Raw genomic sequence first — 23901 nt, forward strand, 5'->3', positions numbered from 1 at the left:
AGGCGCGTTCAGCGAAATCATGTCATCGAACCGATCGAGAAAGCAAGATATGACGACCGCCGACGTCTGGTCCGCGCCGCCGACCACGGCCGTTCTCGTCCTGGCCGACGGAACAGTGATCGAGGGCAACGGCTTTGGTGCCACTGGCCAGGCCTGTGCCGAAGTCTGCTTCAACACCGCCCTTACCGGTTACGAGGAGATCCTCACCGATCCCTCTTATGCCGGTCAGATCGTTACTTTCACGTTTCCGCATATCGGAAATGTGGGGACGAACGAGGAGGATGTCGAGACCGTCAACATGGCCTCGTCCTCCGGCGTGCGCGGCGCCATCGTGCGCGCCGATGTCACCGAGCCGGCCAACTACCGTGCCTCCCGGCATTTCGATGCCTGGTTGAAGGCGCGCGGCATCATCGGCCTGTCGGGCATCGACACCCGCGCCCTGACCGCCCTGATCCGCGAGACCGGTGCTGCCAACGCGGTCATCGCCCACGATCCGGACGGCAATTTCGACATCGAGGCCCTGAAGCTTGCCGCCCGCAACTGGCCGGGCCTCGTCGGCATGGACCTTGCCAAGGACGTCACCTCCTCGCAGAGCTACGGCTGGACGCAGACCCCCTGGGTCTGGGACCAGGGCTACGGCGAGCGTGAGGACGGCGAGTTCAACGTCGTTGCCATCGACTACGGCATCAAGCGCAACATCCTGCGCCTGTTGACCGATGCCGGCTGCAAGGTGACGGTGCTTCCCGCCGATGCGAGCGCCGAGGACGTGCTCTCGCGCAAGCCCGACGGCATCTTCCTGTCCAACGGTCCCGGCGATCCGGCGGCAACCGGCGAATATGCCGTGCCGGTGATCCGCGACCTGGTCGCCAGCGGCCTGCCGGTCTTCGGCATCTGCCTCGGCCACCAGATGCTGGCGCTCGCCCTTGGCGGCGAGACCGAGAAGATGCACCAGGGCCATCACGGCGCCAACCATCCGGTCTTCGACCGCACCACCGGCAAGGTCGAGATCACCTCGATGAACCACGGCTTCGCGGTCAACGCCAAGAGCCTGCCGGAGACGGTCGAGGAGACCCACGTCTCGCTGTTCGACGGCTCCAATTGCGGGCTGCGGCTCAAGGGCAGGCCGGTCTTCTCGGTGCAGTACCACCCGGAAGCCTCGCCCGGCCCGCGCGACAGCCACTACCTGTTCCGCCGCTTCACCAACCTGATGCGCGCCCGCGCCGGCACCCCGGCGCTCCCGGAAAAGGACGCCGCCGCCTGACAGGCGCGCCCCGGCCGAACCGGACATGATCACGACACGCCGCCCGCCTTGCGGGCGGCGTTTTCTTTTGCCCCCGGGAAGACGCGACGAGAGAAGCACGACCTCTCCTCCCCTCTGCCGTCACCCCGGCCAGGCGCAAGCGCAGAGCCGGGGCCTATTGGCTGCCAGAGCGGCGGCGAGGACACCGAAACCTCTCCTTCGTCATCCCGGACGGCGCGTCAGCGCCGAGCCGGGACCGGAGAGCCAAGGGCGTATGAGGCGCGCTCCCGAACGACACCGCCGCCGTGCCTCCCCGGTCCCGGATCTTCGGCCTTCGGCCTCGTCCGGGAAGACGCCAGCTGAGGCCGAAGCAGAAGGAAAGGCGCAGCAGGAAGGGCGTGAGCCCCAACGCTCCCCTCTCTCCCCCCAAAAAAATAGATGAGGGGGAGACAGCCGACAGAGGGGGGTGAACAGCGACAGCAACACCCGCCCACAACGAAAAGCGCCGCCCGGGGGGCCCGGACGGCGTTCGGTATCTTGCTCAGCCTGGGCGCGGTGGCCCGTCGGCTCAAGCCTGCGGATTGGCCTCGATCAGCGCGTCCAGCGCGGCGACCACTTCGGCGGTTTCCTTGGCCTGCTCCTTGAGCTGGGCCAGCTGCTCGCTCAGCAGTTCGTCCTGACGCGCGCACATCTCGCGCAGCGAACGCAGCTGCGACATGCGGCTGGTCTTGCCTTCGAGCAGGCCGATCACATCCCTGATCTCGACCAGGGTCAGGCCGATCCGCTTTGCCTGCAGGATCACCTTCATCCGGCCGATCTCGCGAGCGCCGTAGAAACGGCGCGCGCCTTTTCGCTCCGGGCGCAGCAGCGCCTTTTCCTCGTAGAAACGCAGCGCACGCAGAGTGACCCCGAAAGTCTCGGCCATCTCGGCGATGGAGAGCCGCGCCTCGTTCTTGCCGTCGATCTGGATCGGTCCCGCAAGGTCCGGTCCGAACGCAGAAGTCCTGGAGAGTTCCGTCATTTCACTATCCGTAATTCCCGATCGAAAGGCGCGGCCCGGAACGCGCACAACGGAAGGAACTATGCCATCGGCTTCGCATTTCGGCCTTCTCTTCCGGTGCCATTTTTTTATCCCTGCGCTCTTTTTCGAAAAAAACTCGCAGAAAAACAGCTCCGCGCAAAGAAGCGCTCAGGATGCCGGCTCGCGCCTCTGCGTCGAGAAACGCGTTATCTACCCGCGACAGCTTGCCGCTGTTTGAAATCTTCTTGGCAAAAACACGACCTACGCGAAGTCAGTAGAGCGACAAGCGCCAGATTAACGCGATGGTATACAAAATACAGTCGCGGCATCTTCGAGATAAACATTACATAAAACTAAAGTATATACGTGGTTAGACGGGCGGAAGCCCGCCTCCAGCGCGCAAGGCTGTAAAGTTGCTGGCCGCAACCGTTCTGGGATGAGGATTATCGCGAAGTTCACACTTTCAGGTCGCCGTTGCGGCATTCGCTGGGCGGACGCCCGAACCAGCGCCGCGCCGCCCGCGAGAAATTGCCCACCGCCGAAAAGCCCAGGCGGAACGCGATCTCCGAGATCGGCAGGTCGGTCTGCACCAGATAGTCGGCGGCCATGCGCCTGCGCACCCCGTCATGCAGGGCGTTGAACGTCGTGTCGCGCTCGGCCAGCTTGCGCTGCAGCGCCCGCACGCTGATCGCCATACCCCTCGCCACTTCGGAAATCGTCAGCAACGGATCGGCGATGCGCTCGGCGATGGCATCGTTGACCATCGCCACGAAATCCTCCGCCCGCCGCCGGTCGTCGAGCCGCCGGCGGTTGAGCTCGCAGAGCGCGTCGAACAGGTCGTCATCGCGCAAGGGGTTCTCTCCCCCTTGCGGATCGATACGGAAATGCAGGCTGTTGCGCGGCGCGCCGAAGCGCACCGGCACGCCGTAGAACATGTCGTGCAGCGTCACGTTGAGGGGGCGCGAGCGCGCCAGGCGCACTTCCAGCGGCTGCACGCTGCCGGCGCCGATGCGCATCAGCCGGCCGAACACCTTGCTCGTCACCCGGTCATGCAGCTGGTCGCGGCACACCAGTTCGGGAGAGAACCCGAAGGCGAGTTCCGCGGTCTCCCCGTCGAATTCGGCCCGCACCTCGGCCACATCGGCGACGATCCGCATGAAGCGCGCGCTCACCTCCAGCGCGGTGCGGAAATTCGGCGCATGCCGGACCGCCAGCGACACCGTGTCTTCCGGACCGTTGCCCAGCGAGCGGGTCCAGCCGAGGCCGAACGTGTCGTCGTCGGCCAGCCGGCTTGCCGCCTCCAGGGCGCTGGAATGGGCGCGCAGGCTGATGTGACCGCCCAGCGATGCGCTCACCGTCTCCGCCTCCAGCCCGCTCTCGCGCAAGACCGCGTCGAAGGGCACGCCGCGCAGCCGGCAGTAGTCGGCCAGTCCGATCTGGGCGCGAGAATGTATGAGAAGCGTATCCGCCGGCGCGGCCGCGTCGAATCTCATCAGCATTGCAGACACGATCCGTCAAAGGAGCCCGGCGGACTGCGCCGGAAGGGCAAGACCCGGGAAGCGGGCCGCCGCGCACATTATAAGAAAATGTCGGCATTATGTAAGTTCGCGTCGCCCGCGACCCAATCAGGGTAAATGGCCCGATTGCCGTTTGACATTTGCTCCGGCGCGTTGGATCAAGTCGGGCGCAAAAGTTGCGCTTCAGGCGCAGCGTTCCCCACCGGAACCGCAACAGCCCACGCAAGACCGACGAGACGGCCCATGGCGCCCCCTGCCCTCACAGCCACGATGACGCCCGAGCTGTTCCGCAAGTGGCGAAAGTCGCTCGGCCTGAAGCAGAAGGATGCCGCCGAGGTGCTCGGCCTCAAGAAGCGGATGATCCAGTATTACGAGAAAGGCGACCGCAACGGCCGCCCCGTCGAGATCCCCAAGGCCGTGCGCCTTGCCTGCTATGCGCTGACCGCCGGCATCGCCGATTTCGACGGCCTGACCCCGGTCCGCGGCCCCGTCCAGCCTGCCTCCCCTCCTGCCGCCGGACGCCCAGCGCGCGCCGCTTCCGACCCGGGTGCCGGCACGTGACAGCCCCCCGCCGCATCAGGAGCTGGAAACATGGCGAGGATGGGGTTTCACCTTTCGCGCTTTTTGCCTATAAGGCGCGCTCAGCCGTAGATTTCACCCAGTAAGACGCCAACGACCGGTTCCCGCCCGCGCGGAAGGATCCGGCGAAGGCCAGCCGCGAGCCCAGTATGCCCAGACGCACAGATATCTCCTCGATCCTGATCATCGGCGCCGGGCCGATCATCATCGGCCAGGCCTGCGAGTTCGATTACTCGGGAACCCAGGCCTGCAAGGCGCTGCGAGAGGAAGGCTATCGGGTCATCCTGGTCAATTCGAATCCGGCGACGATCATGACCGACCCGGATCTGGCCGATGCCACCTATATCGAGCCGATCACGCCGGAAATCGTCGCCAAGATCATCGAGAAGGAGCGCCCGGACGCGCTTCTGCCGACCATGGGCGGCCAGACCGCGCTGAACTGCGCCCTGTCCCTGAAGAAGATGGGCGTGCTGGAGAAGTTCAACGTCGAGATGATCGGCGCCACCGCCGAGGCCATCGACAAGGCCGAGGACCGCGAGCTGTTCCGCACGGCGATGGAAAAGATCGGCCTGGAGACGCCGCGCTCGCGTCTCGCCCATTCGCTGGGCGAGGCGCTCGACGCGCTCGACGACATCGGCCTGCCGGCGATCATCCGCCCCTCCTTCACGCTGGGCGGCACCGGCGGCGGCATCGCGTACAACCGCGAGGAATATCTCGACATCATCGAGCGCGGCCTCGACGCCTCCCCGACCACCGAAGTGCTGGTCGAGGAATCGGTGATCGGCTGGAAGGAATACGAGATGGAGGTGGTCCGCGACCGCGCGGACAACTGCATCATCATCTGCTCCATCGAGAACATCGACCCGATGGGCGTGCATACCGGCGATTCCATCACCGTCGCGCCGGCGCTGACGCTGACCGACAAGGAATACCAGATCATGCGCGACGCCAGCCTGGCGGTGCTGCGCGAGATCGGCGTCGAGACCGGCGGTTCCAACGTCCAGTTCGCGGTCAATCCGGAGAACGGCCGTCTCATCGTCATCGAGATGAACCCGCGCGTGTCGCGCTCCTCCGCGCTCGCCTCCAAGGCGACCGGCTTCCCCATCGCCAAGGTCGCGGCGAAGCTCGCCATCGGCTACACGCTGGACGAGCTGGAGAACGACATCACCGGCGGCGCCACCCCGGCCTCGTTCGAGCCGTCGATCGACTATGTCGTCACCAAGATCCCGCGCTTCGCCTTCGAGAAGTTCCCCGGCGCCGAGCCGACCCTGACCACCGCCATGAAGTCGGTCGGCGAGGTCATGGCCATCGGCCGCACCTTCGCCGAGAGCCTGCAGAAGGCCCTGCGCGGCCTGGAGACCGGTCTGACCGGCCTCGACGAGGTCGAGATCCCCGGCCTTGGCCAGAACGACGACAAGAACGCCATCCGCGCCGCGCTCGCCTCGCCGACGCCGGACCGCCTGCTCAAGTGCGCCCAGGCCTTCCGCCTCGGCACCGACCTGGAGCAGGTCTACCGCTCCTGCCATATCGACCCGTGGTTCCTGCGCCAGATCAAGGCCATCGTCGACGTCGAGGAGAAGGTGCGCACCCACGGCCTGCCGGACAACGCGGTCGCCATGCGCCAGCTCAAGGCGATGGGCTTCTCCGATGCCCGCCTCGCCTCGCTCGCCGGTCTCGACGAGGCCGACGTCAAGAAGCTGCGCGGCACGCTCGACGTGCACCCGGTCTACAAGCGCATCGACACCTGCGCGGCCGAGTTCGCCTCGCCGACCGCCTACATGTACTCCACCTACGAGACGCCCTTCGCCGGCAAGCTCGCCGACGAGGCGCGCCCGAGCGACAAGAAGAAGGTGGTGATCCTTGGCGGTGGCCCGAACCGGATCGGCCAGGGCATCGAGTTCGACTATTGCTGCTGCCATGCGGCCTTCGCGCTGCAGGATGCCGGCTTCGAGACCATCATGGTCAACTGCAACCCGGAGACCGTCTCCACCGACTACGACACGTCGGACCGGCTCTATTTCGAGCCGCTGACGGCCGAGGACGTGCTGGAGATCATCCGCACCGAGCAGACCAACGGCACGCTGCACGGCGTCATCGTCCAGTTCGGCGGCCAGACGCCGCTGAAGCTCGCCCAGGCCCTGGTCGAGGCCGACGTGCCGATCCTCGGCACCGCGCCGGACATGATCGACCTCGCCGAGGACCGCGACCGCTTCCAGAAGCTGCTGCATCGCCAGGGCCTCAAGCAGCCGCAGAACGGCATCGCCTATTCGGTGGAGCAGAGCCGGCTGATCGTCGCCGAGCTCGGCCTGCCGCTGGTCGTGCGCCCGTCCTATGTGCTCGGCGGCCGCGCCATGCAGATCATCCGCGACGAGGACGCGCTCAACGCCTACCTGCTCGGCACCCTGCCCGAGCTGGTGCCGGCCGACGTGCGCGCCAAGTACCCGAACGACAAGACCGGCCAGATCAACACGGTGCTCGGCAAGAACCCGCTGCTGTTCGACCGCTATCTCGACGGCGCCATCGAGGTCGATGTCGACGCGCTGGCCGATGGCAAGGACGTCTTTGTCTGCGGCATCATGGAGCATATCGAGGAGGCCGGCATCCACTCGGGCGACAGCGCCTGCTCGCTGCCGCCCTACTCGCTCTCCGAGGAGATGGTGGCCGAGCTCACCCGCCAGACCGAGGTGCTGGCCAAGGCGCTCGCCGTCGGCGGCCTGATGAACGTCCAGTACGCCATCAAGGACGGCGAGATCTTCGTGCTGGAGGTCAACCCGCGTGCCTCGCGCACCGTTCCCTTCGTCGCCAAGACCATCGGCGCGCCGATCGCCAAGATCGCCGCGCGGGTGATGGCCGGCGAGCCGCTCGCCTCCTTCGGCCTCAAGACCGAAAAGCTCGACCATGTCGCGGTGAAGGAGGCGGTGTTCCCCTTCGCCCGCTTCCCCGGCGTCGACACGGTTCTCGGCCCGGAGATGCGCTCCACCGGCGAGGTCATGGGCCTCAACGGCACGTTCGAGGTGGCCTTCGCCAAGTCGCAGCTGGGCTCGGGCACGCGCGTTCCCACCAGCGGCACCGTCTTCGTTTCGGTGCGCGATGCGGACAAGGAGCGGGTGCTCGATCCCATCCGCCGCCTGGCCAGGACCGGCTTCAGGATCATCGCCACGCACGGCACCCAGACCTTCCTGGAGAAGCAGGGAATTTCCTGCGACAAGGTCAACAAGGTGCTTGAAGGCCGGCCGCACATCGTTGATGCTATCAAGAACGGAGAGGTTCAGCTCGTCTTCAACACGACCGAAGGCGCACAGGCTCTCTCCGACAGCAGGTCGCTGCGCCGCGCGGCCCTGCTGCACAAGGTTCCGTATTACACGACCTTGGCTGGTGCGATCGCGGCCGCAAAGGGGATCGAGGCCTACGCTTCGGGCAACCTTGAAGTGGTTCCGTTGCAGGCCTATTTCACCAAGGCCTGATAGCTTCTGGTCCGGCTTGCCGGGCCTTAGGGAAATGTGGAACGTTCCGGCTGGGACACCCCCTGCCGGACGTCATTTTTTTTGACGCGAGACGCCTGCGGGCGGCGCGAAGAAGAAGGGTCGAAGACCTATGGAAAAGGTTCCGATGACAGGCGCTGGCTACGCCATGCTCGAGAAGGAGCTGAAGCAGCGTACGTCGGAAGAGCGGCCGCGCATCATCCAGGCGATCGCCGAAGCGCGCGCCCATGGTGATCTGTCGGAAAATGCCGAGTATCACGCCGCCAAGGAACAGCAGAGCCTGAACGAAGGTCGCATCAGCGAGCTTGAGGACAAGCTCGGCCGCGCCGAAGTGATCGACGTCAGCAAGCTGTCGGGCGACACCGTCAAGTTCGGCGCCACGGTGACCCTCATCGACGAGGACACCGAGGAAGAGAAGAAGTACATGATCGTCGGCGATGTCGAGGCCGACGTGAAGCTCGGCCGCATCTCGATCTCCTCGCCCATCGCGCGCGCGCTGATCGGCAAGGCCGTCGGCGACAGCGTCGAGGTGACCGCCCCCGGCGGCGCCCGCGCCTACGAGATCATCAACGTCACCTTCGGCTGATCGCCGCCCGATCGTCCGTTCCGGACAATCGGCCCCTTCCGGTCACATCGTAGATCGCTCATCCCACGGCTTCGCCGGGCCCATGCCCTGCGAAGCCGTTTTGCTGTGCGGGCGGCGCCGCCGGGCCGGTGAGGGAGAGGCAGGCCGGTACGCCTGGCGCTTGCGATGGCCGGGCCGGCAACCGGCGAGCCACGACGCCGCCCCCCTCGCAAAAAGCGCCTCCGCAGTCGCCCTCGGCTCTCCGGCACGACCTCTCCTTTCGTCATTCCGGGCAAGGCGAAGCCGCGACCCGGAACCGGAGAGCCACAGAGTCTGCCTCTATTGGCAAAGCACCTCCGCGACCGCCCTCGGCTCTCCGATCCCGGCTCGGCGCGATGCGCCGTCCGGGAAGACTATGGAAGAGTTGCGCGGGATCGCGCCGGCTGGCTCGCAGAACCATCGTGGCCGCTCTGGAAACGAATGGCCCCCGGATCTCCGGCTTCGCCTGCGTCCGGGGTGACGTCAGAGAGGGAGGCACCGCCACGCGCTACCGCGGCTCTCGCCGAGCATCAGGCTGCGCACGGGACCGACCGGGCGGCCGAAAGGGTGCCAAGCCGCTCCTCACCGCTCTGCCGTCATCCCGGGCAAGCGCAGCGCGACCCGGGATCCATTGGCACCCTCAGCAGACACGAGAGGGCAGAGCGCCCACCGCCCGCTCCCGCCCCTGCGGAGGGGGAGCCGCGCAGCCGATGGCCAGACCGGGAACCGGTGGCGCTACAGGTGCGTCGATTGTCTGACAGGACGAACCAATCGGCCTGTTCGGAGCCGCCGTCTCGATTTCAGCGGATTTCGAGAGCGATTTTCGCAAAATCCTTATCGAAATTTGCGACGCTAGATCAGGTCGAATAATCTAATTATTTCAATATCATAAACCTGAAAATCACACACCCGCTCGATTTTTTCGAGACACTGCTCTCAATCGCCGCCCGCTACTTATACCCGCGGCGGAAGCCGCCTATCCCCGCCGGGGGAAATCATCTATCCCCGTTTTTGCAGCCCTCTGGCGCATACCGCCAAGACCCCGCTTCGGGGCACTTTGTCCCCGCTCCCGCAGCCCTCGCGACGCCCACGCGCCCCTCCCGTCGTCATTCCGGGCATGGCGCAGCCACGACCCGGAACCGGCGAGCCACAGAGGCTGCCTCTCTTGGCAAAGCGCCTCCGCTAACGCCCTCGGCTCTGCGATCCCGCATCTCCGCTGCGCTGCGTGCGGGATGACGCTGGAGAGGTGTGCGAGAATGATTGGAAGAACGCTTTCGAGCACGCCGACAGGCTCTCAAGCCCATCGCGACCGCTCTGGGAACGAGTGGCCCCCGGATCTCCGGCTTCGCCTGCGTCCGGGGTGACGTCGAAGAGGGTGGCGCGGCCATGCGTCGGCAGTCATGCGTCGTGCCGCTCACGCCTCGCCAGCCTCCGCCCCGTCGAACAAATTTTCCGACAGACGAATACCATCTCCGCACACCTCTTCAAAGTATCGTATTTACTATCTAAAATAATTCATACGAAGAATCAATTTTATCTACACGTTCTAAGCGAGTATTTCTCACGAAATTCTAAGATAATTTCTTTCTGTGATTTAGAAAGACGATAATCCTCATTCTGAATAATAGATAGCCGATCGAAGTCGTCAAAATCCGTGAGTGCTACTATTTTCAAGAAAGTGAGATCTCCCACAACCGATTCGTCATCCAAAAGCTGATGGATCGCAGCGCTATTGATTTCCCCGACTTCTGCCAATCGGCACAGAGCCACCACTGCGGTTCGATAGCTTCCTGCCTGCCAGGTACGAAAAGACGAGTATTTCGGGGTGTCACGAGTCTCGAAGGCGGTTTTGGACGATCGAAATACCGCACGCAGAATAGGAAACGCTTCCTTGCCCAGAGCGGGAACACCAGCGAAGGCGAAAAAGGTCGCATCGATGGTGAGCGGATCATTCGCGAGCGTTGCCAATTGATTTTTGTGCTTCAAGAACTGGTCTGGCGGCAATTTTGCGATTGCGCGACCTGTGGAGCTCAAAGAGCTTCGAACTTTCTGGAGACCTTCGCTGTGCGCTATGTCTGCGTAATGCCGTGCGGCGGTAAACAGGCTCTCCGATAGAATAGACCATTGTTCAGTCGTATTCGGATTTAAGGCCTCGATCAGGCCAGGGGCGAGGTTGTGGGAAGCGAAGTCCTCCGACTCGATGAGGTTTCTCGCAATTTCAAAAGCGACTGCGGATCTATCATGTCCTTTTAGAACAACGCTTCTCACGTAACTCCAAACCACGGACTTTTGTTGAGTGGTGAGCTGCCCCTTCTTCAGGAGAGCCAGAACTCGGTTTCTGTAGGCCGGGTCTTGTAGAACGCTACGCGCTTCTAACAGTTGTTGTTCGGAGAGAAACAGATGCTCAAGCGCACGCATTGCCTGTATTGTGATCCTGCGACGGATGTACCCGCGTTCCGCGCTGGTTTGAGGTCCTCTTGCAATCGAAATTGGTGCCAAAATCGGCTTCGGCGGAAATGCGGACGTCGCGGTAAATTGAAAGATCTTGGAATATTTCCCGTCCGATAGCGCGAAAACGCTTGTTCTTTCGGCGTATATCGCCTCCGCAAAAGGATTAAACCCTAAAACTTTGATATTTTTGGTAGATTCTCTCTTATCACGTGTCACAAGGATAAGATCCGGCACAATTGTTTCGCCTACAAATTTCCTGATGCAACGGCCATTCTCGGCAAAATACGTTCTCAAATCGCCAGCAATACCCCATGCGGGATATTCACAAGAACCCAAATTCACCGGTAAAAGCTCGAACGAGTTACCCTTGAATTCGATCGGAAGCTCACCTTCCGCGGGACCTTTCGAGAAGGTAACTTTACGTGCGCCAGCCAAGAAAATCAGCGTCTCGCAGACGTGACCGCATTTATTTGCCGAGCCTTCACCAATTACAAAAACCGACTTTCCTGAAAAATCAATACTCTGAATGATATCCTCCGATGTGAGAGTCTTGGCCGTTGCAGTCAAATGAATTTCCATGATTTGGCAAATAACGGCGGATAAACCCAACGCAAGCAGGATACTCAATATTATGCTTCTTCCGATCTTGGAAGGCCAAACATAGACTTGCAGGAAGTAGAATGGCAGCGAAAGAGCCAGCGTCAGACCAACGGTCGGAATTACCCCAACAATGACTGCGACAGGGATCGTGATAAGCCCCATCAGAAGATGGAGGGTAAAAGTGGACCCCGGACCAAGCATAAAAACACCATAAATCACGACGAGGAAAACAAACGCAGGATAGGCGAAGACGGAAAATCTGCTGTTTGACGTCATATCATAGTCTCATTTCATTTATTTCTGATTTAAGCTTGCAAAAATTAATAACCCCAACGTAAAATTAAATCGTCTGGAGCAGGTTGATGTGGTTCCTGGATACTCCCACGCTGTTTGGCGAAGCGGATTGTTCGCGTTCCGTCCTGAGTTTCCTTTGCGCTGCGCCAAAGTCCTTGTGCGAACTCTCTCTGGAAGGAGTAGCACGCCCCCCTCACTCCTTCACCGGCACCACGGGTTCGTTCTTGGTCTGACGGATGGTGAGGGCCGTGCGCACGCTGTCGACATTGGGCGTGGCGGTGAGTTCGCGGATGATGAAGTTCTGGAAGGCCTGCAGGTCCGGCACCACGCATTTCAGGAGGAAATCTACCTCGCCGGACAGCATGTAGCTTTCGCGTACCTCGGGCCAGCTCTTGACCTTGTCCTCGAAGGCGTTGAGGTCGCTTTCGGTCTGCGAATGCAGGCCGACCATGGCGAAGGCGGTGACGTCGTAGCCGAGCTGTTTCTCGTCCAGCAGGGTGCGGTAACCGGTGATAAGTCCGGCCTCCTCAAGCGCGCGCACGCGGCGCAGGCAGGGCGGCGCGGAAATGCCGACGCGCCGCGCCAGCTCCACATTGGTGATGCGGCCATCCGCCTGCAGCTCTTTCAGAATGTGCCAATCAATCGCGTCGAGGCGAATTTTCACGCTGGTCTCCTTCACAAATCGCTGGCACAGACATGTCGTCACCCCATCCGCCACCGCGGCGGCCGGGCCGGTCGCCTCGCCCACGTTCCGGCAGGCGGGAGGACCGGCCGGACGGGCAAGGGACGCGGTGCCAGGCGCACGATGGGGCCGACAGATCGTGCCTCCTGGTCATCCGGGCACTTATGATTCTTTGCCGAAACCTGCAATACTATATCAACACAGGTCATGACGAAGAAATATCCGGAAAGCAAAACCTCACAGGAACCGGCGACCGCCTGGGTGCTGACCGACGGGAAGGCCGGCGACGAGACGCAGTGCCTGGCCGTGGCCGAAGCCCTGGGGCTGGCGGCCGAGCGTCGGCGCGTGGCACCGCGCGCGCCCTGGTCCTGGATCATGCCGCGTCTCGGCCTGATCGACCCGCGCGAGGCGCCCTCGCGCCCCGGCAGCCCCATCGCCCCGCCCTTTCCCGATCTCGTCATCGCCTCGGGGAGGCGCGCGGTCTCCTATCTCGCCCGCATCAAGCGCGACAGCGGCGGGCGCACCTTCACCGTGTTCCTGAAGGATCCGCGCACCGGAACGGGGGCGGCGGACCTGATCTGGGTGCCCGAGCACGACCCCTTGCGCGGGGAAAACGTGATCGCGACGGCAAGCGGCCCGCACCGGTTCTCGCAAGACCGCCTTGCCGCCGCGCGGGCTGCGCCCCTGCCAGACATCGCCGCCCTGCCCCATCCGCGCGTTGCCGTGCTGGTCGGCGGCGACAGCCGCAACCACCGTTTCACCGACGGGGACATGGCTGAGCTTGCGCGCGGGCTGGCGCAGATTGCCGAGGAAGGCGCCGCGCTGATGATCACCGCCTCCCGCCGCACCCCGCCGGCGCTGGCGCGCGCGCTTCGCAAGCTCGCGGACAGCGGGCCGCATGTGATGTGGAACGGGCACGGGGACAATCCGATGCTCGATTACCTTGCCAATGCCGATGCGGTGGTGGTGACGGCGGACAGCGCCAACATGGTCGGCGAGGCGCTGGCGAGCGGGCGGGCAGTACATGTTTTCCACCCCAGCGGTGGACACCGCAAATTCGATGCGTTTCTGGGGGCAGTTTCGGCAAGGAACGCCGTGCACCCCTTTCCCGGACCGCTTAAAGTGACTACCTACGAGCCGGTGGATTCTACCCCCGTGATCGCCGAGGCGATCCGGCAGCGCCTGGCAGCGCATCGCGCGAGCTTCGCGCAAGAACCGACCGGCGAACGAACATGACAGGCAAGGACGACGAGGCGATGGCCGAACAGCACCACAAACTCCTGATCGTCGGCTCCGGCCCGGCCGGCTATACCGCAGCCGTCTATGCGGCACGCGCCATGCTGGAGCCGGTGCTGATCACCGGCATCCAGCCGGGCGGCCAGCTGACCATCACCACCGAGGTGGAGAACTACCCCGGCTTCGCCGACCCGATCCAGGGTCCCTGGCTGATGGAAGAGATGCGCAAGCAGGCGGAAAACGTCGGCACGACAATCGTTTACGACACGATCCTGTCGGCCGACCTGTCGGTTCGCCCGTTCCGCCTGACCGGGGATAGCGGCACGGTCTACACCTGCGACGCGCTGGTGATCGCCACCGGCGCGCAGGCCAAGTGGCTGGGCATCCCGACCGAGCAGGAGTTCATGGGTGCCGGCGTGTCGGCCTGCGCCACCTGCGACGGCTTCTTCTATCGCGGCAAGGAAGTCATCGTGGTCGGCGGCGGCAACACCGCCGTGGAAGAAGCCCTGTATCTCTCCAATCTCGCCTCCAAGGTGACGGTGGTGCACCGGCGCGATTCCTTCCGCGCGGAGAAGATCCTGCAGGACCGCCTTGCCCGCAACGACAAGATCGAGGTGATCTGGGACAGCGTGGTCGAGGAAGTGCTGGGCGGCGGCATGCCGAAGGCGGTCACCGGCGCGCGCATCCGCAATGTCCACACGGGCGAGACCCGCGACATTTCCGCCGACGGCTTCTTCGTCGCCATCGGCCACGCGCCGGCGGCCGAGCTGTTCAAGGAGCAGCTGAAGATGAAGCCGTCTGGCTACATCTGGACCGCGCCGGACAGCACGGCGACCTCCATCCCCGGCGTTTTCGCCGCTGGCGACGTCACCGACGAGATCTACCGCCAGGCGGTGACAGCGGCCGGCATGGGCTGCATGGCGGCCCTGGAATGCGAGCGCTTCCTCGCCGAACTGGAGATTGCGGAAGTGCAGGCCGCCGAATAGGCTGTCTTCCGGGAGGCTTCGGCCTAAATCGCTGGAAACTGACGAGAACAGGCAGAGGGTGTCGTGCCGCTTGACTGGGACAAGCTGAGGATTTTCCACGCGGCCGCGCAGGCCGGCAGCTTCACGCATGCCGGTGACATGCTCAACATGAGCCAGTCGGCGGTCAGCCGGCAGGTCAGCGCGCTGGAGCACGACCTGAAGGTCCCGCTGTTCCACCGGCATGCGCGTGGCCTGCTGCTGACCGAGCAGGGCGAGGTGCTGTACCGCACCGCGCGCGAGGTGTTCATGAAGCTGGAGGCCGCGCAGGCCCGGCTGACCGACAGCCGCGAAAAGCCGACCGGCGCCCTCCGCATCACCACCACCGTCGGCCTCGGCTCCACCTGGCTGACCGAACGGCTCAACGAGTTCATCGACCTCTATCCGGAGATGGACCTCAGACTGATCTTCGACGACGACGAGCTCGATCTGGGCATGCGCGAGGCGGACGTGGCTATCCGCCTGCGCCAGCCCACCCAGCCGGACCTCATCCAGCGCAAGCTGTTCACCGTGCATTTCCACGTCTATGCCGCGCCGAGCTACATCCAGCGTTTCGGCGCTCCGAAGTCCGTCGCCGCCCTCGACGGCCACCGGATCGTCACCTTCGGCGAGCATGCCCCGCCCTATTTGCGCGACATGAACTGGCTGGAAACCGCCGGTTTGTCGCCGGGCGAGCAGCGGCGTTCGGTGCTGCGCGTCAACAACGTGGTGGCGATCAAGCGTGCGGTCCAGCGCGGCATCGGCATTGCCATGCTGCCCGATTATATCAACGAGGACAGCTCCGGCCTCGTGCAGCTGCTCCCCGAGGCGGAGGTGCCGAGCTTCGACACCTATTTCGTCTACCCTTCCGAGCTGAAGAACACTGCGCGCATCGCCGTGTTCCGCGACTTCCTGCTGGCCAAGGCAGAGCGCTGGACCTACTGAGCCAGGCTCGCCCCGCGCCCCTTTCTTGCTGCACCGCAAAATTGCGAAACAGGCCCCAATGCACCCCTCCATGCGGTCGTTCGAGCATCCTTGCGGGCAATCCTGCGAACATTTCGAATGCCGACGCAGCAGGCATCGGCGTCTCCGCTGCCGCATCCGGCGGCACGGAGCAGCTGCGACAGGCTGCCGCACTGGCGTGAAATCAGGCACTTCGCCCGCCATACGGGCAAGATATCCGGCCGATATGAACCCCTGCGCAGGGCTGACGCGACCGCCTTGCGGAATATGCATAGCAGCCCTGCAAGAGTGCTTCTTGCATAGGCGCGTTGTGCACTGCATATAAGCAACAGGCTGTTGGTCTGCTTCGTCGCTACCTCCTCCCAGCGACGTATGATGCGACCAGCTGTTCCCCTCTGGAAGGTGATTTCGCCACGCATGTGGCAAAATCGAATAACTGCCGGGCCTCTTGGCCCGGCATTTTTTTTGCCCGGATCACAGCCGCTTGTTATGCTGAGGACAGGGCCTGCCGTTTTCGGCCGCCCTCCCATTATGCCACCAGCCCCCAAGGCGGTGGATTAGATTTCCGGTATGCTGGCGCCTTGCCCTGAGGACGCGCCAAGCAAAAGGCCCGGCGCAGAGCACCGGGCCTTCGGATCGTCTGGAGAGAGCGGCCGAGTGGGGCGCACCCTCACATGTAGAGGTTCTCGCCCTCCAGCCCCTTGTAGAGGGCGGCGACCTGCTCGCCATAGCCGTTGAAGAGCTGGGTCGGCACCTGCTCGCCCGTCGGCAGCAGCTGCTCACGCGCCTGGCTCCAGCGCGGATGCGAGACCTCCGGATTGACGTTGGCCCAGAAGCCGTACTCCGCCGACTGGATCTCTTCCCAGAAGCTCACCGGGCGCTCCTCGACGAAGGAGAAGCGGACAATCGACTTGATCGACTTGAAGCCGTATTTCCACGGCACGGCAAGGCGCAGCGGCGCACCGTACTGCTTGGCGAGCGGCTTTCCGTAAACGCCGGTGACCATGAAGGCGAGCTCGTTGGTCGCCTCGGCCAGAGTCAGCCCTTCCACATAGGGCCAGGGATACCAGGACGCCCGCTGGCCGCTGGCCGTGTCGGGATCCATGAAGGTCTCCATGCGCAGGTACTTCGCCTCCGGCTTGGGCGAGGCAAGGCGCACCAGCTCGGCAAGGGGGAAGCCGGTCCACGGCACCGCCATCGCCCAGGCCTCGACGCAACGGAAACGGTAGAGCCGCTCCTCCAACGAGACCTTCTTCATCAGATCGTCGAAATCCAGCACCTGCGGATTGTCGCAGAGCCCGTCGATCTTCACCTCCCACGGGCGGATCTTCAGCGCCTGCGCGGCGGAGGCGATCTGCTTGTGCGAGCCGAACTCGTAGAAATTGTTGTAGACGGAGGTAACACCTTCCGGCGTGATCTCGCGGTCGAGCGTGTAGGCCTCGTTGCGGTTTGCCGGATAGAGCCCCGCATTGGGGTCTTCCTCGGCAAAGGCGCGGCGCGGGAGCCCTGCCCCGCCGGCAATGGAAGCGCCGGCGATGCCGAGCCCGGCAAGAACCGAACGGCGATTGAAGAAGACGGCCTCGGGCGTCGCCTCGCGCTCGGGCAGTTCCCAGCTGCGTTTGCGGATGATGTTCATCGTGATGCGTCCTCTTCCAGTCCCTTCAGGACGCCCTTTGCAGACGTCTGACACCGTTTGACCTAGCGTGCGCACCCCATCCCGGCAAATCAAGTGCGGTTGAACGGCCCGTGCGGACCCCGTGAGCGAGCGCCGCCGGCACCCGGTGTCACGGCATCTCGCGCAGCCGGTGGCCCGAGGCTTCCTGCCCCGCCGAAGCAGGCAGGAAGGCGAATATCGGCACGGAGATCAGCGCCAGCACCGCTGTCACCGCAAAGGCGACATGGAAGTTGACGAGGCCCAGCGTGTCGCCGGTGACCCAGCCCGTCGCCTCCAGCACGAAGCCGGCCAATGCCACGCCCAGCGCCAGCGAGACCTGCTGGAACACCGAACTGAGCGCCGTCGCCTGACTGGCCTCGTTCTCCTCGATGCTGGTGAACGCCAGCCCGTTCGACGAGGTGAAGAGGAAAGAGCGGGTGAGACCGGCGCCATAGAGCACCAGGACGAAGATCCAGATCGGCGTGCCGGGCACGAAACCGATCATGGCGAAGGTGAGCAGCGCGCCGCCCAGCGAGGCGATCACCAGCGCCATGCGGAAGCCGACGGCCGCAAGAGCCCGCTTGACGATGAACTTCATCGAGATGGCGCCGAACGCCCCGGTGAAGGTGATGAGGCCGGACTGAAACGCGTTGTAGCCGAAGCTCGTCTGCAGCATCAGCGGCATCAGGAACGGCATGGAGCCGGACGAGATGCGGAAGATGTTGGTGCCCAGCAGCGTCAGGCCGAAGGCGCGGTTGCGCAGCAAGGCCGGATCGAGGATCGGGTTCGCCCGCCGCCTTGCATGCAGCAGATAGGCAAGCAGGGCGGCAAAGCCGATGATCGTCGTCACAAGTCCCACCGCCGGCGGCAGGGCCGGCAGGCTGATCACCGAAAGGCCGAAGACGATGCCGGCGGCCGCCGTTCCGGTCAGCAGGAAGCCGGTCCAGTCGAGCTTCGAGGTCTCGCGCCTCGGGATCTCCGGCAGGTAGATGCCGCAAAGCCAGATGCCGGCGAAGCCGATGGGCACGTTGATGATGAAGATCCAGTGCCAGGACAGGTAGGTGGTCAGGAACCCGCCGAGCGGCGGCCCCGCCATCGGACCGATCAGCCCGGGAATGGTCATCAGCGTCATCGCATGCACCAGATCCTTCTTCTGGAAGGTCCTGACGAGGATGAGCCGGCCGACCGGCACCATCATCGAGCCGCCCATGCCCTGCAGGAAGCGCGAGAGCACGAAGGTCAGCAGCGAATTGGAGAAGGCGCAGGCGACCGAGCCGATGACGAAGACGACGATGGCCCAGCGGAACACGCGCTTGGCGCCGAACTTGTCGGCCACCCAGCCGCTGACTGGAATGAAGATGCCGAGCGCCACCAGATAGGACGTCAGCGCCAGCTTCAGCGCAATGGGGCTGGTGCCCAGGTCCTCAGCGATCACCGGCAGCGAGGTGGCGATGACGGTGGAATCCATCATCTCCATGAAGAACGCAAAGGCGATGATGAGGGGGATGCTGTTCATGTCGACCGGAGGCGCGGCAGGGGAAGGGATCGGGGCCGCACGTCCTCAATAGCCCGAAAGCGATTGTCTGCAAATGCATGAAACGGCAAAAGTGCCGCGACCGGAGAGCTGAAAGGCCGGGCAGATGCCCGGCCCTCCTGCCCGTTGTCGGCGCGATCAGGGCGCGCCGGAAATCCGGTAGATCCCGCCCTCGCCCTCGTCGGTGGAAAACCACAGGGCGCCGTCCGGCCCATTGCGCAAGGTGCGGATGCGCCCGTACTCGCCAGCGAGCAGCCAGTCCTCGGTAACGATCTTGCCGTCCGCCACTGCGAGCCGCGAGATCAGTTGATCTTTCAGGGCCCCGACGAACAGGTTTCCGCGCCACTCCGGCACTGCATCGCCGGTGTAGAAGGCCATCCCCGACGGGGCGATGGACGGATCCCAGTAATACACTGGCTGTTCGTAGCCCTCCGCCTCGGTGCCGACGCCGATGCGGAGCCCGGAATAGTGGCGGCCGTAGGAGATCACCGGCCAGCCGTAGTTCTTTCCCGCTTCCGGAATGTTGATCTCGTCGCCGCCTCGTGCCCCATGCTCCACGATCCACAGCCTTCCGGTCTTCGGCTCGATGGCCGCGCCCTGGATGTTGCGATGACCGATGGACCAGATCTCCGGCAGGGCCTCGCCACTCCTCGCAAACGGATTGTCGGGCGGGATGGACCCATCTGCGGCAATCCTGAGCACGGAGCCGGCATGATCCTGCGGATCCTGCGCACGGTCCTGCTGGCCGCGGTCGCCCAAGGTGACGAAGAGCGTCCTATCGGGCGCCGGGACGATGCGCGAGCCGAAATGCCGTCCGCCGGACGTCTTGCGGTTCATGCTGACGAGGACCTTCACGTCCTCCAGCTGCGCGGCACCGTCTGTAACCACAAGACGGGCGCGTGCGGCGGCCGTGCCTGTCCCGCCCGGCCCCGGCTCGGAGAATGTAAAATAGATCGTGCGCGTGTCATCGAAATCCGGAGCGGCAACGACATCAAGCAATCCGCCCTGCCCGGAGGCGCGAACCTCCGGCACGCCGGCGACCTCGATGCGGCTGTCGCCGTCGGGCGAGACGATGAGCATCCGTCCCTCGGCCTCGTTCACCAGAAAGGAGCCGTCTGGAAGAATGTCGAAGCCCCAAGGATAGGACAGGTCGCCGACGACCTGAGTGACCGAGAAACGGGTGTCGCCGGACGTATGCACGGTCTGGGCGGAAACGCTGACGCAGGCCGCGGCAAGAACTGCGCTGCCCGCAAGGACGGTGGTGACCAATCGCAAAGACATTCTCCCTCGGCATGAAATCCGAACCCCGCGGAAAATAGCTAGGGTGCAGGCAAGCGAAGACAATCTATCATTGTAAAAGAACGGGCGGGGCGCGCCAACGGCACGCCCCATGCCCCTGTCGTGTCACGCGGCCTGACGGCCGTGCCGGGCAAGCACCAGATCGGCAGCCTTGCCCGTCAGCTCCGCCAGGTGATCGAAGCGGCTGGAATAGGTGGCGACACCCGCCGTCGCCGAGCGCAGCTCGACGATGAGGCCGGACAGCTCGGTCGCCGGCATCAAGGCCTGCACCTCGTCCCAACCGCTCCATCCCGGCCTTGCATCGAAGCCGAGCAATTGCCCGCGCCGCGCGGAGACGATGGCATTGATCCGCGCCGTCGCCTCGCTGGGGCAGGCGATGGTGACCTGGTGGACCGGCTCCAGCAGAACCGGCCGGCAGTCCGGTAGCCCTTCGCGCATCGCCTGGATCGCCGCCATGCGGAACGCCTGGTCCGAGGAATCGACGCTGTGATAGGACCCGTCGGTGAGCGTCACCGCGATGTCGACGGTGGGAAAGCCCAGCGTTCCGCTCTTCAGCGCCTCCTCGACACCGGCCCGCACCGACGGGATATACTGCTTGGGGATGACGCCGCCGGTGATTGTGTCGTCGAAGACGAAGCCCTCGCCGCGCCCGAGCGGGCGGATATCGATGGCGACATCGCCGAATTGGCCATGGCCGCCCGACTGCTTCTTGTGCCGGGCGCGCACGGAAGCCCCAGCGCGGATCGTCTCGCGATAGGGGATTGCCGGCTCGCCGGTCTCCACCGCAAGGCCGTATTTGGCGGTCAGCCGTTCCAGCGCGACGCGCAGGTGCATCTCGCCCTGACCATCAAGACGGGTCTCACCGGTGTCCTGGGCCTGCGTGACGACAAGCGCCGGATCCTCCTCGCACAATTTGGCCAGGGCGGCGGAGAGCTTCACCTCGTCGCGGCGCTCGCGCGGCGAGATCGCAAGGCCGAGAACCGGCTGCGACATCTCCAGCGGAGCAAGCTGCGGCGCCGGGGCCGTACCGCCCAGCGTATCGCCTGTCCTGACGCCATCGAGCTTGCCCAGCCCGACCGTATCGCCGGCCTCCGCCTGCGGGCGTTTGGTCGCCTGCTGCCCGTTGACCCGGTAAAAGCCGGAAATGCGCACCTGCTCGCCGTCGGGCCGGGTCAGCGTGTCGGCATCGGCAAGCGTGCCCGCAATCAGCCGCGCGATCGACAGCTTGCCGGCATGCAGCGTGTGCACCGTCTTGAGGATCTGCACGATCGGGCCGGCCTCGTCGTCGATGCCGAGGCGCGCGCGTGTGGCGGCAACACCTGGCGCATCGTGTCGCAGCGCCTTGAGCAGCCGGCCGATGCCGTTGCCGTGCTCTGCAGAGCCGAACAGCACCGGGCAAATCAATCCCCCGCGCATCTCGGCGCCGATATCGGCAAAGATCCGCTCGCGCTCGGGCGAGATATCCTCCAGCAAGGATTCCATCAGAACGTCGTCGTGATCGGCCAGCGTCTCCAGCATCGAGAAGCGCGCCTCCACCTCCCGCGCCATCGTCTCGTCGGGGATATCGATCACCTGGCTTTCGGCATGCTCGCGGTAGACATAAGCCCGCTCCAGCGCCAGATCGATGAAGCCGGTGGCGATGCCATCGTTCCAGATCGGGATCTGGCGCAGCACCAGCGGCACCGCCGAGGCCGGCTGCAGCATGGCCAGCACGTCGCGCAGCCGCGAAGACGTGCGGTCGATCTTGTTGAGGAAGAGCAGGCGCGGAATGCCGCGATCCTCGAGCTGCTTGAGGATGACCTGCAACGCCGGCACCTTCTTCTCATCGGCCTCCGCCACGACGATGGCGAGGTCGATGCCGGGCATGACCCCGGCCATGTCGCCGAGAAAGTCGACGGCGCCGGGGCAGTCGAGAAAGGTGAAGCGCTCGCCCAGATGCTCCGCCTCGGCCACGTTGACCTCGACGCTCATGGCATGGGCCCTGGCTTCCGGTGCGCCGTCGCCCACCGTGTTGCCGGCTCCCACTGTTCCCTGTCTTGCTATGGCCCCCGTGCGGGCGAGCACCGCTTCCAGCAGCGTGGTCTTGCCGCTGCCGAACGGCCCGAAGATCCCGATGCACCGGGGCCCCGTTTCCCTGCCGCCGGCTGCACCGCCATTCACCCTGTCTGCGCCCATGTCGCGTCTCCTTCTCCCGTCGGCCCCGCAGGGCCGCTTGTTGTCAGGAGGAGCCGGGCGCGGCTAACCTAGCGGCACCGCGCACCGGCGCCGCCGCCCGCCGACAGCGGGCGGACGTTCATCGTCGCGCCGATGCCGCGGCGAACGCAAGGGAAACCTGTGCCGCACTGCCGCAATCCGGGCGCTTTGTGCCCCGCAACCATGCACAAAAGAAACGGCCGGCGACATCGCTGCCGCCGGCCGGAGGAAAGGCTCGAAAGCGCCTTGCGCGGCTTACTTCAGATTGCCGCAGAAGCGCTGGATGCGGGTGCAGGCTTCCTCCAGCGCCTCGGTCGAGGTCGCGTAGGAGATGCGGAAGTTGGGGCCGAGACCGAAGGCCGACCCCTGGACCACGGCAACGCCCTCGCTCTCCAGCAGCTCGGTGACGAAATCCTCGTCGGTCTCGATCACCTTGCCGGACGGCGCGGTCTTGCCGAGCGTGCCGGCGCAGGACGGGAAGACGTAGAACGCGCCTTCCGGCGTCGGGCAGCTCAGGCCCTTGGCCTGGTTCAGCATCGACACGACGAGATCGCGGCGGGCCTTGAACACCTCGTTGTTGGCCGGGATGAAGTCCTGCGGACCGTTCAGCGCCTCGACCGCCGCCCATTGGGCGATGGAGCTCGGGTTCGACGTAGACTGGGACTGCACCTTGGCCATCGCCTTGATCAGCTCGACCGGGCCGCCGGCATAGCCGATGCGCCAGCCGGTCATGGCATAGGCCTTGGAAACGCCGTTCACCGTCAGCGTGCGGTCGTAGAGCTTCGGCTCGACCTGCGCCGGGGTGGTGAACTCGAAGCCGTCATAAACAAGGTGCTCGTACATGTCGTCCGACATCACCCACACCTGCGGATGACGCAGCAGCACGTCGGTCAGCGCCTTCAGCTCGTCGCGCGTATAAGCGGCGCCCGACGGGTTGGACGGCGAGTTGAAGATGAACCACTTGGTCTTCGGCGTGATCGCCGCTTCCAGCGCCTCGGCGGTGATCTTGAAGGTCGACTTGTCCGCCTCCACGATCACCGGCTCGCCGCCGGCCAGCAGCACCATGTCCGGGTAGCTGACCCAGTAAGGGTTCGGCACGATGACCTCGTCGCCCGGATTGATGGTGGCGATCAGCGCGTTGTAGAGCACCTGCTTGCCGCCCGTGCCGACGGTGATCTGCGACGGCTCGTAGGAGAGGCCGTTCTCGCGATTGAACTTGGCGCAGATCGCCGCCTTCAGCTCGGGGATGCCGTCGACGGCCGTGTACTTCGTCTTGCCTTCGGTGATCGCGGCGATCGCCGCCGCCTTGATGTTCTCCGGCGTATCGAAATCGGGCTCGCCCGCGCCCAGGCCGATGACGTCGCGCCCGGCGGCTTTGAGTTCGCGAGCCTTGTTGGTCACGGCGATGGTAGCGGACGGTTTGACGCGCGAAAGTGCGTCGGCGATGAAGCCCATGATGCTCTCCCGATGAGGCAGGTGCCCGATGAGGCAGGTGGTTGAAGGCGCGCGGGAGACTACTTCCCGCGCTCCTGCCATGCAAGGGAGGATGGC

General features: G+C 64.5%; 16 protein-coding genes. 7 read left to right on the forward strand and 9 right to left on the reverse strand.

Annotated features, from left to right (window positions below; genetic code table 11):
- The first annotated feature begins 49 nt into the window (after positions 1 to 49).
- Positions 50 to 1261, forward strand: coding sequence for a glutamine-hydrolyzing carbamoyl-phosphate synthase small subunit (gene carA, locus H7H34_RS16050; protein ID WP_185925772.1), 1212 nt, complete (start codon positions 50 to 52; stop codon positions 1259 to 1261).
- A 547-nt stretch (positions 1262 to 1808) separates the two neighbouring features.
- Here carA and H7H34_RS16055 read toward each other — a convergent pair.
- Positions 1809 to 2261, reverse strand: a complete 453-nt coding sequence (locus H7H34_RS16055) for a MerR family transcriptional regulator (protein WP_120267069.1) — start codon at positions 2259 to 2261, stop codon at positions 1809 to 1811.
- A gap of 455 nt (positions 2262 to 2716) precedes the next feature.
- Positions 2717 to 3760 (reverse strand): AraC family transcriptional regulator, encoded by a 1044-nt coding sequence (locus H7H34_RS16060; protein WP_120267068.1) that lies wholly within the window; start codon positions 3758 to 3760, stop codon positions 2717 to 2719.
- Positions 3761 to 4021: 261 nt separating this feature from the next.
- Here H7H34_RS16060 and H7H34_RS16065 point away from each other — a divergent pair, with 261 nt between their 5' ends.
- From H7H34_RS16065 to greA, 3 genes are all read left to right on the forward strand, one after another.
- Positions 4022 to 4339 (forward strand): helix-turn-helix domain-containing protein, encoded by a 318-nt coding sequence (locus tag H7H34_RS16065; RefSeq protein WP_245165102.1) that lies wholly within the window; start codon positions 4022 to 4024, stop codon positions 4337 to 4339.
- A gap of 167 nt (positions 4340 to 4506) precedes the next feature.
- Entirely contained in the window at positions 4507 to 7821 is a 3315-nt protein-coding gene (gene carB / locus H7H34_RS16070) for a carbamoyl-phosphate synthase large subunit (protein ID WP_185925773.1), read from the forward strand.
- Positions 7822 to 7951: 130 nt separating this feature from the next.
- On the forward strand, positions 7952 to 8425 hold the full coding sequence (gene greA / locus H7H34_RS16075) for a transcription elongation factor GreA (protein WP_120267065.1): 474 nt from the start codon (positions 7952 to 7954) through the stop codon (positions 8423 to 8425).
- Between the two features lie 1551 nt (positions 8426 to 9976).
- Here greA and H7H34_RS16080 read toward each other — a convergent pair.
- Positions 9977 to 11770 (reverse strand): hypothetical protein, encoded by a 1794-nt coding sequence (locus H7H34_RS16080; protein ID WP_185925774.1) that lies wholly within the window; start codon positions 11768 to 11770, stop codon positions 9977 to 9979.
- A gap of 211 nt (positions 11771 to 11981) precedes the next feature.
- Entirely contained in the window at positions 11982 to 12452 is a 471-nt protein-coding gene (locus H7H34_RS16085; protein WP_067217655.1) for an Lrp/AsnC family transcriptional regulator, read from the reverse strand.
- Positions 12453 to 12677: 225 nt separating this feature from the next.
- Between H7H34_RS16085 and H7H34_RS16090 the strand changes: the two genes are divergently transcribed.
- From H7H34_RS16090 to H7H34_RS16100, 3 genes are all read left to right on the forward strand, one after another.
- Positions 12678 to 13706, forward strand: a complete 1029-nt coding sequence (locus H7H34_RS16090; RefSeq protein ID WP_185925775.1) for a mitochondrial fission ELM1 family protein — start codon at positions 12678 to 12680, stop codon at positions 13704 to 13706.
- Between the two features lie 20 nt (positions 13707 to 13726).
- The gene (gene trxB / locus H7H34_RS16095) at positions 13727 to 14692 is read left to right on the forward strand and encodes a thioredoxin-disulfide reductase (protein ID WP_185926564.1); all 966 of its coding nucleotides are present in this window, start codon (positions 13727 to 13729) and stop codon (positions 14690 to 14692) included.
- A gap of 63 nt (positions 14693 to 14755) precedes the next feature.
- On the forward strand, positions 14756 to 15652 hold the full coding sequence (locus H7H34_RS16100) for a LysR family transcriptional regulator (RefSeq protein WP_185925776.1): 897 nt from the start codon (positions 14756 to 14758) through the stop codon (positions 15650 to 15652).
- 688 nt (positions 15653 to 16340) lie between these two features.
- On the opposite strand, the gene msrP is transcribed toward H7H34_RS16100, so the two are convergent.
- The 5 genes from msrP to H7H34_RS16125 form a co-directional block, all read right to left on the reverse strand.
- Positions 16341 to 17306, reverse strand: coding sequence for a protein-methionine-sulfoxide reductase catalytic subunit MsrP (gene msrP / locus H7H34_RS16105; RefSeq protein WP_185925777.1), 966 nt, complete (start codon positions 17304 to 17306; stop codon positions 16341 to 16343).
- Positions 17307 to 17454: 148 nt separating this feature from the next.
- Positions 17455 to 18840: an MDR family MFS transporter gene (locus H7H34_RS16110; RefSeq protein ID WP_185925778.1), complete on the reverse strand. Its 1386-nt coding sequence runs from the start codon at positions 18838 to 18840 to the stop codon at positions 17455 to 17457.
- Positions 18841 to 18996: 156 nt separating this feature from the next.
- On the reverse strand, positions 18997 to 20127 hold the full coding sequence (locus H7H34_RS16115) for a PQQ-dependent sugar dehydrogenase (protein WP_245165103.1): 1131 nt from the start codon (positions 20125 to 20127) through the stop codon (positions 18997 to 18999).
- Between the two features lie 135 nt (positions 20128 to 20262).
- Positions 20263 to 22332: an elongation factor G gene (locus H7H34_RS16120; protein ID WP_185925780.1), complete on the reverse strand. Its 2070-nt coding sequence runs from the start codon at positions 22330 to 22332 to the stop codon at positions 20263 to 20265.
- A 273-nt stretch (positions 22333 to 22605) separates the two neighbouring features.
- The gene (locus H7H34_RS16125; RefSeq protein WP_185925781.1) at positions 22606 to 23805 is read right to left on the reverse strand and encodes a pyridoxal phosphate-dependent aminotransferase; all 1200 of its coding nucleotides are present in this window, start codon (positions 23803 to 23805) and stop codon (positions 22606 to 22608) included.
- Positions 23806 to 23901: the final 96 nt, after the last annotated feature.

The organism is Stappia sp. 28M-7, assembly GCF_014252955.1.
In the GTDB taxonomy this organism is placed as follows: domain Bacteria; phylum Pseudomonadota; class Alphaproteobacteria; order Rhizobiales; family Stappiaceae; genus Stappia.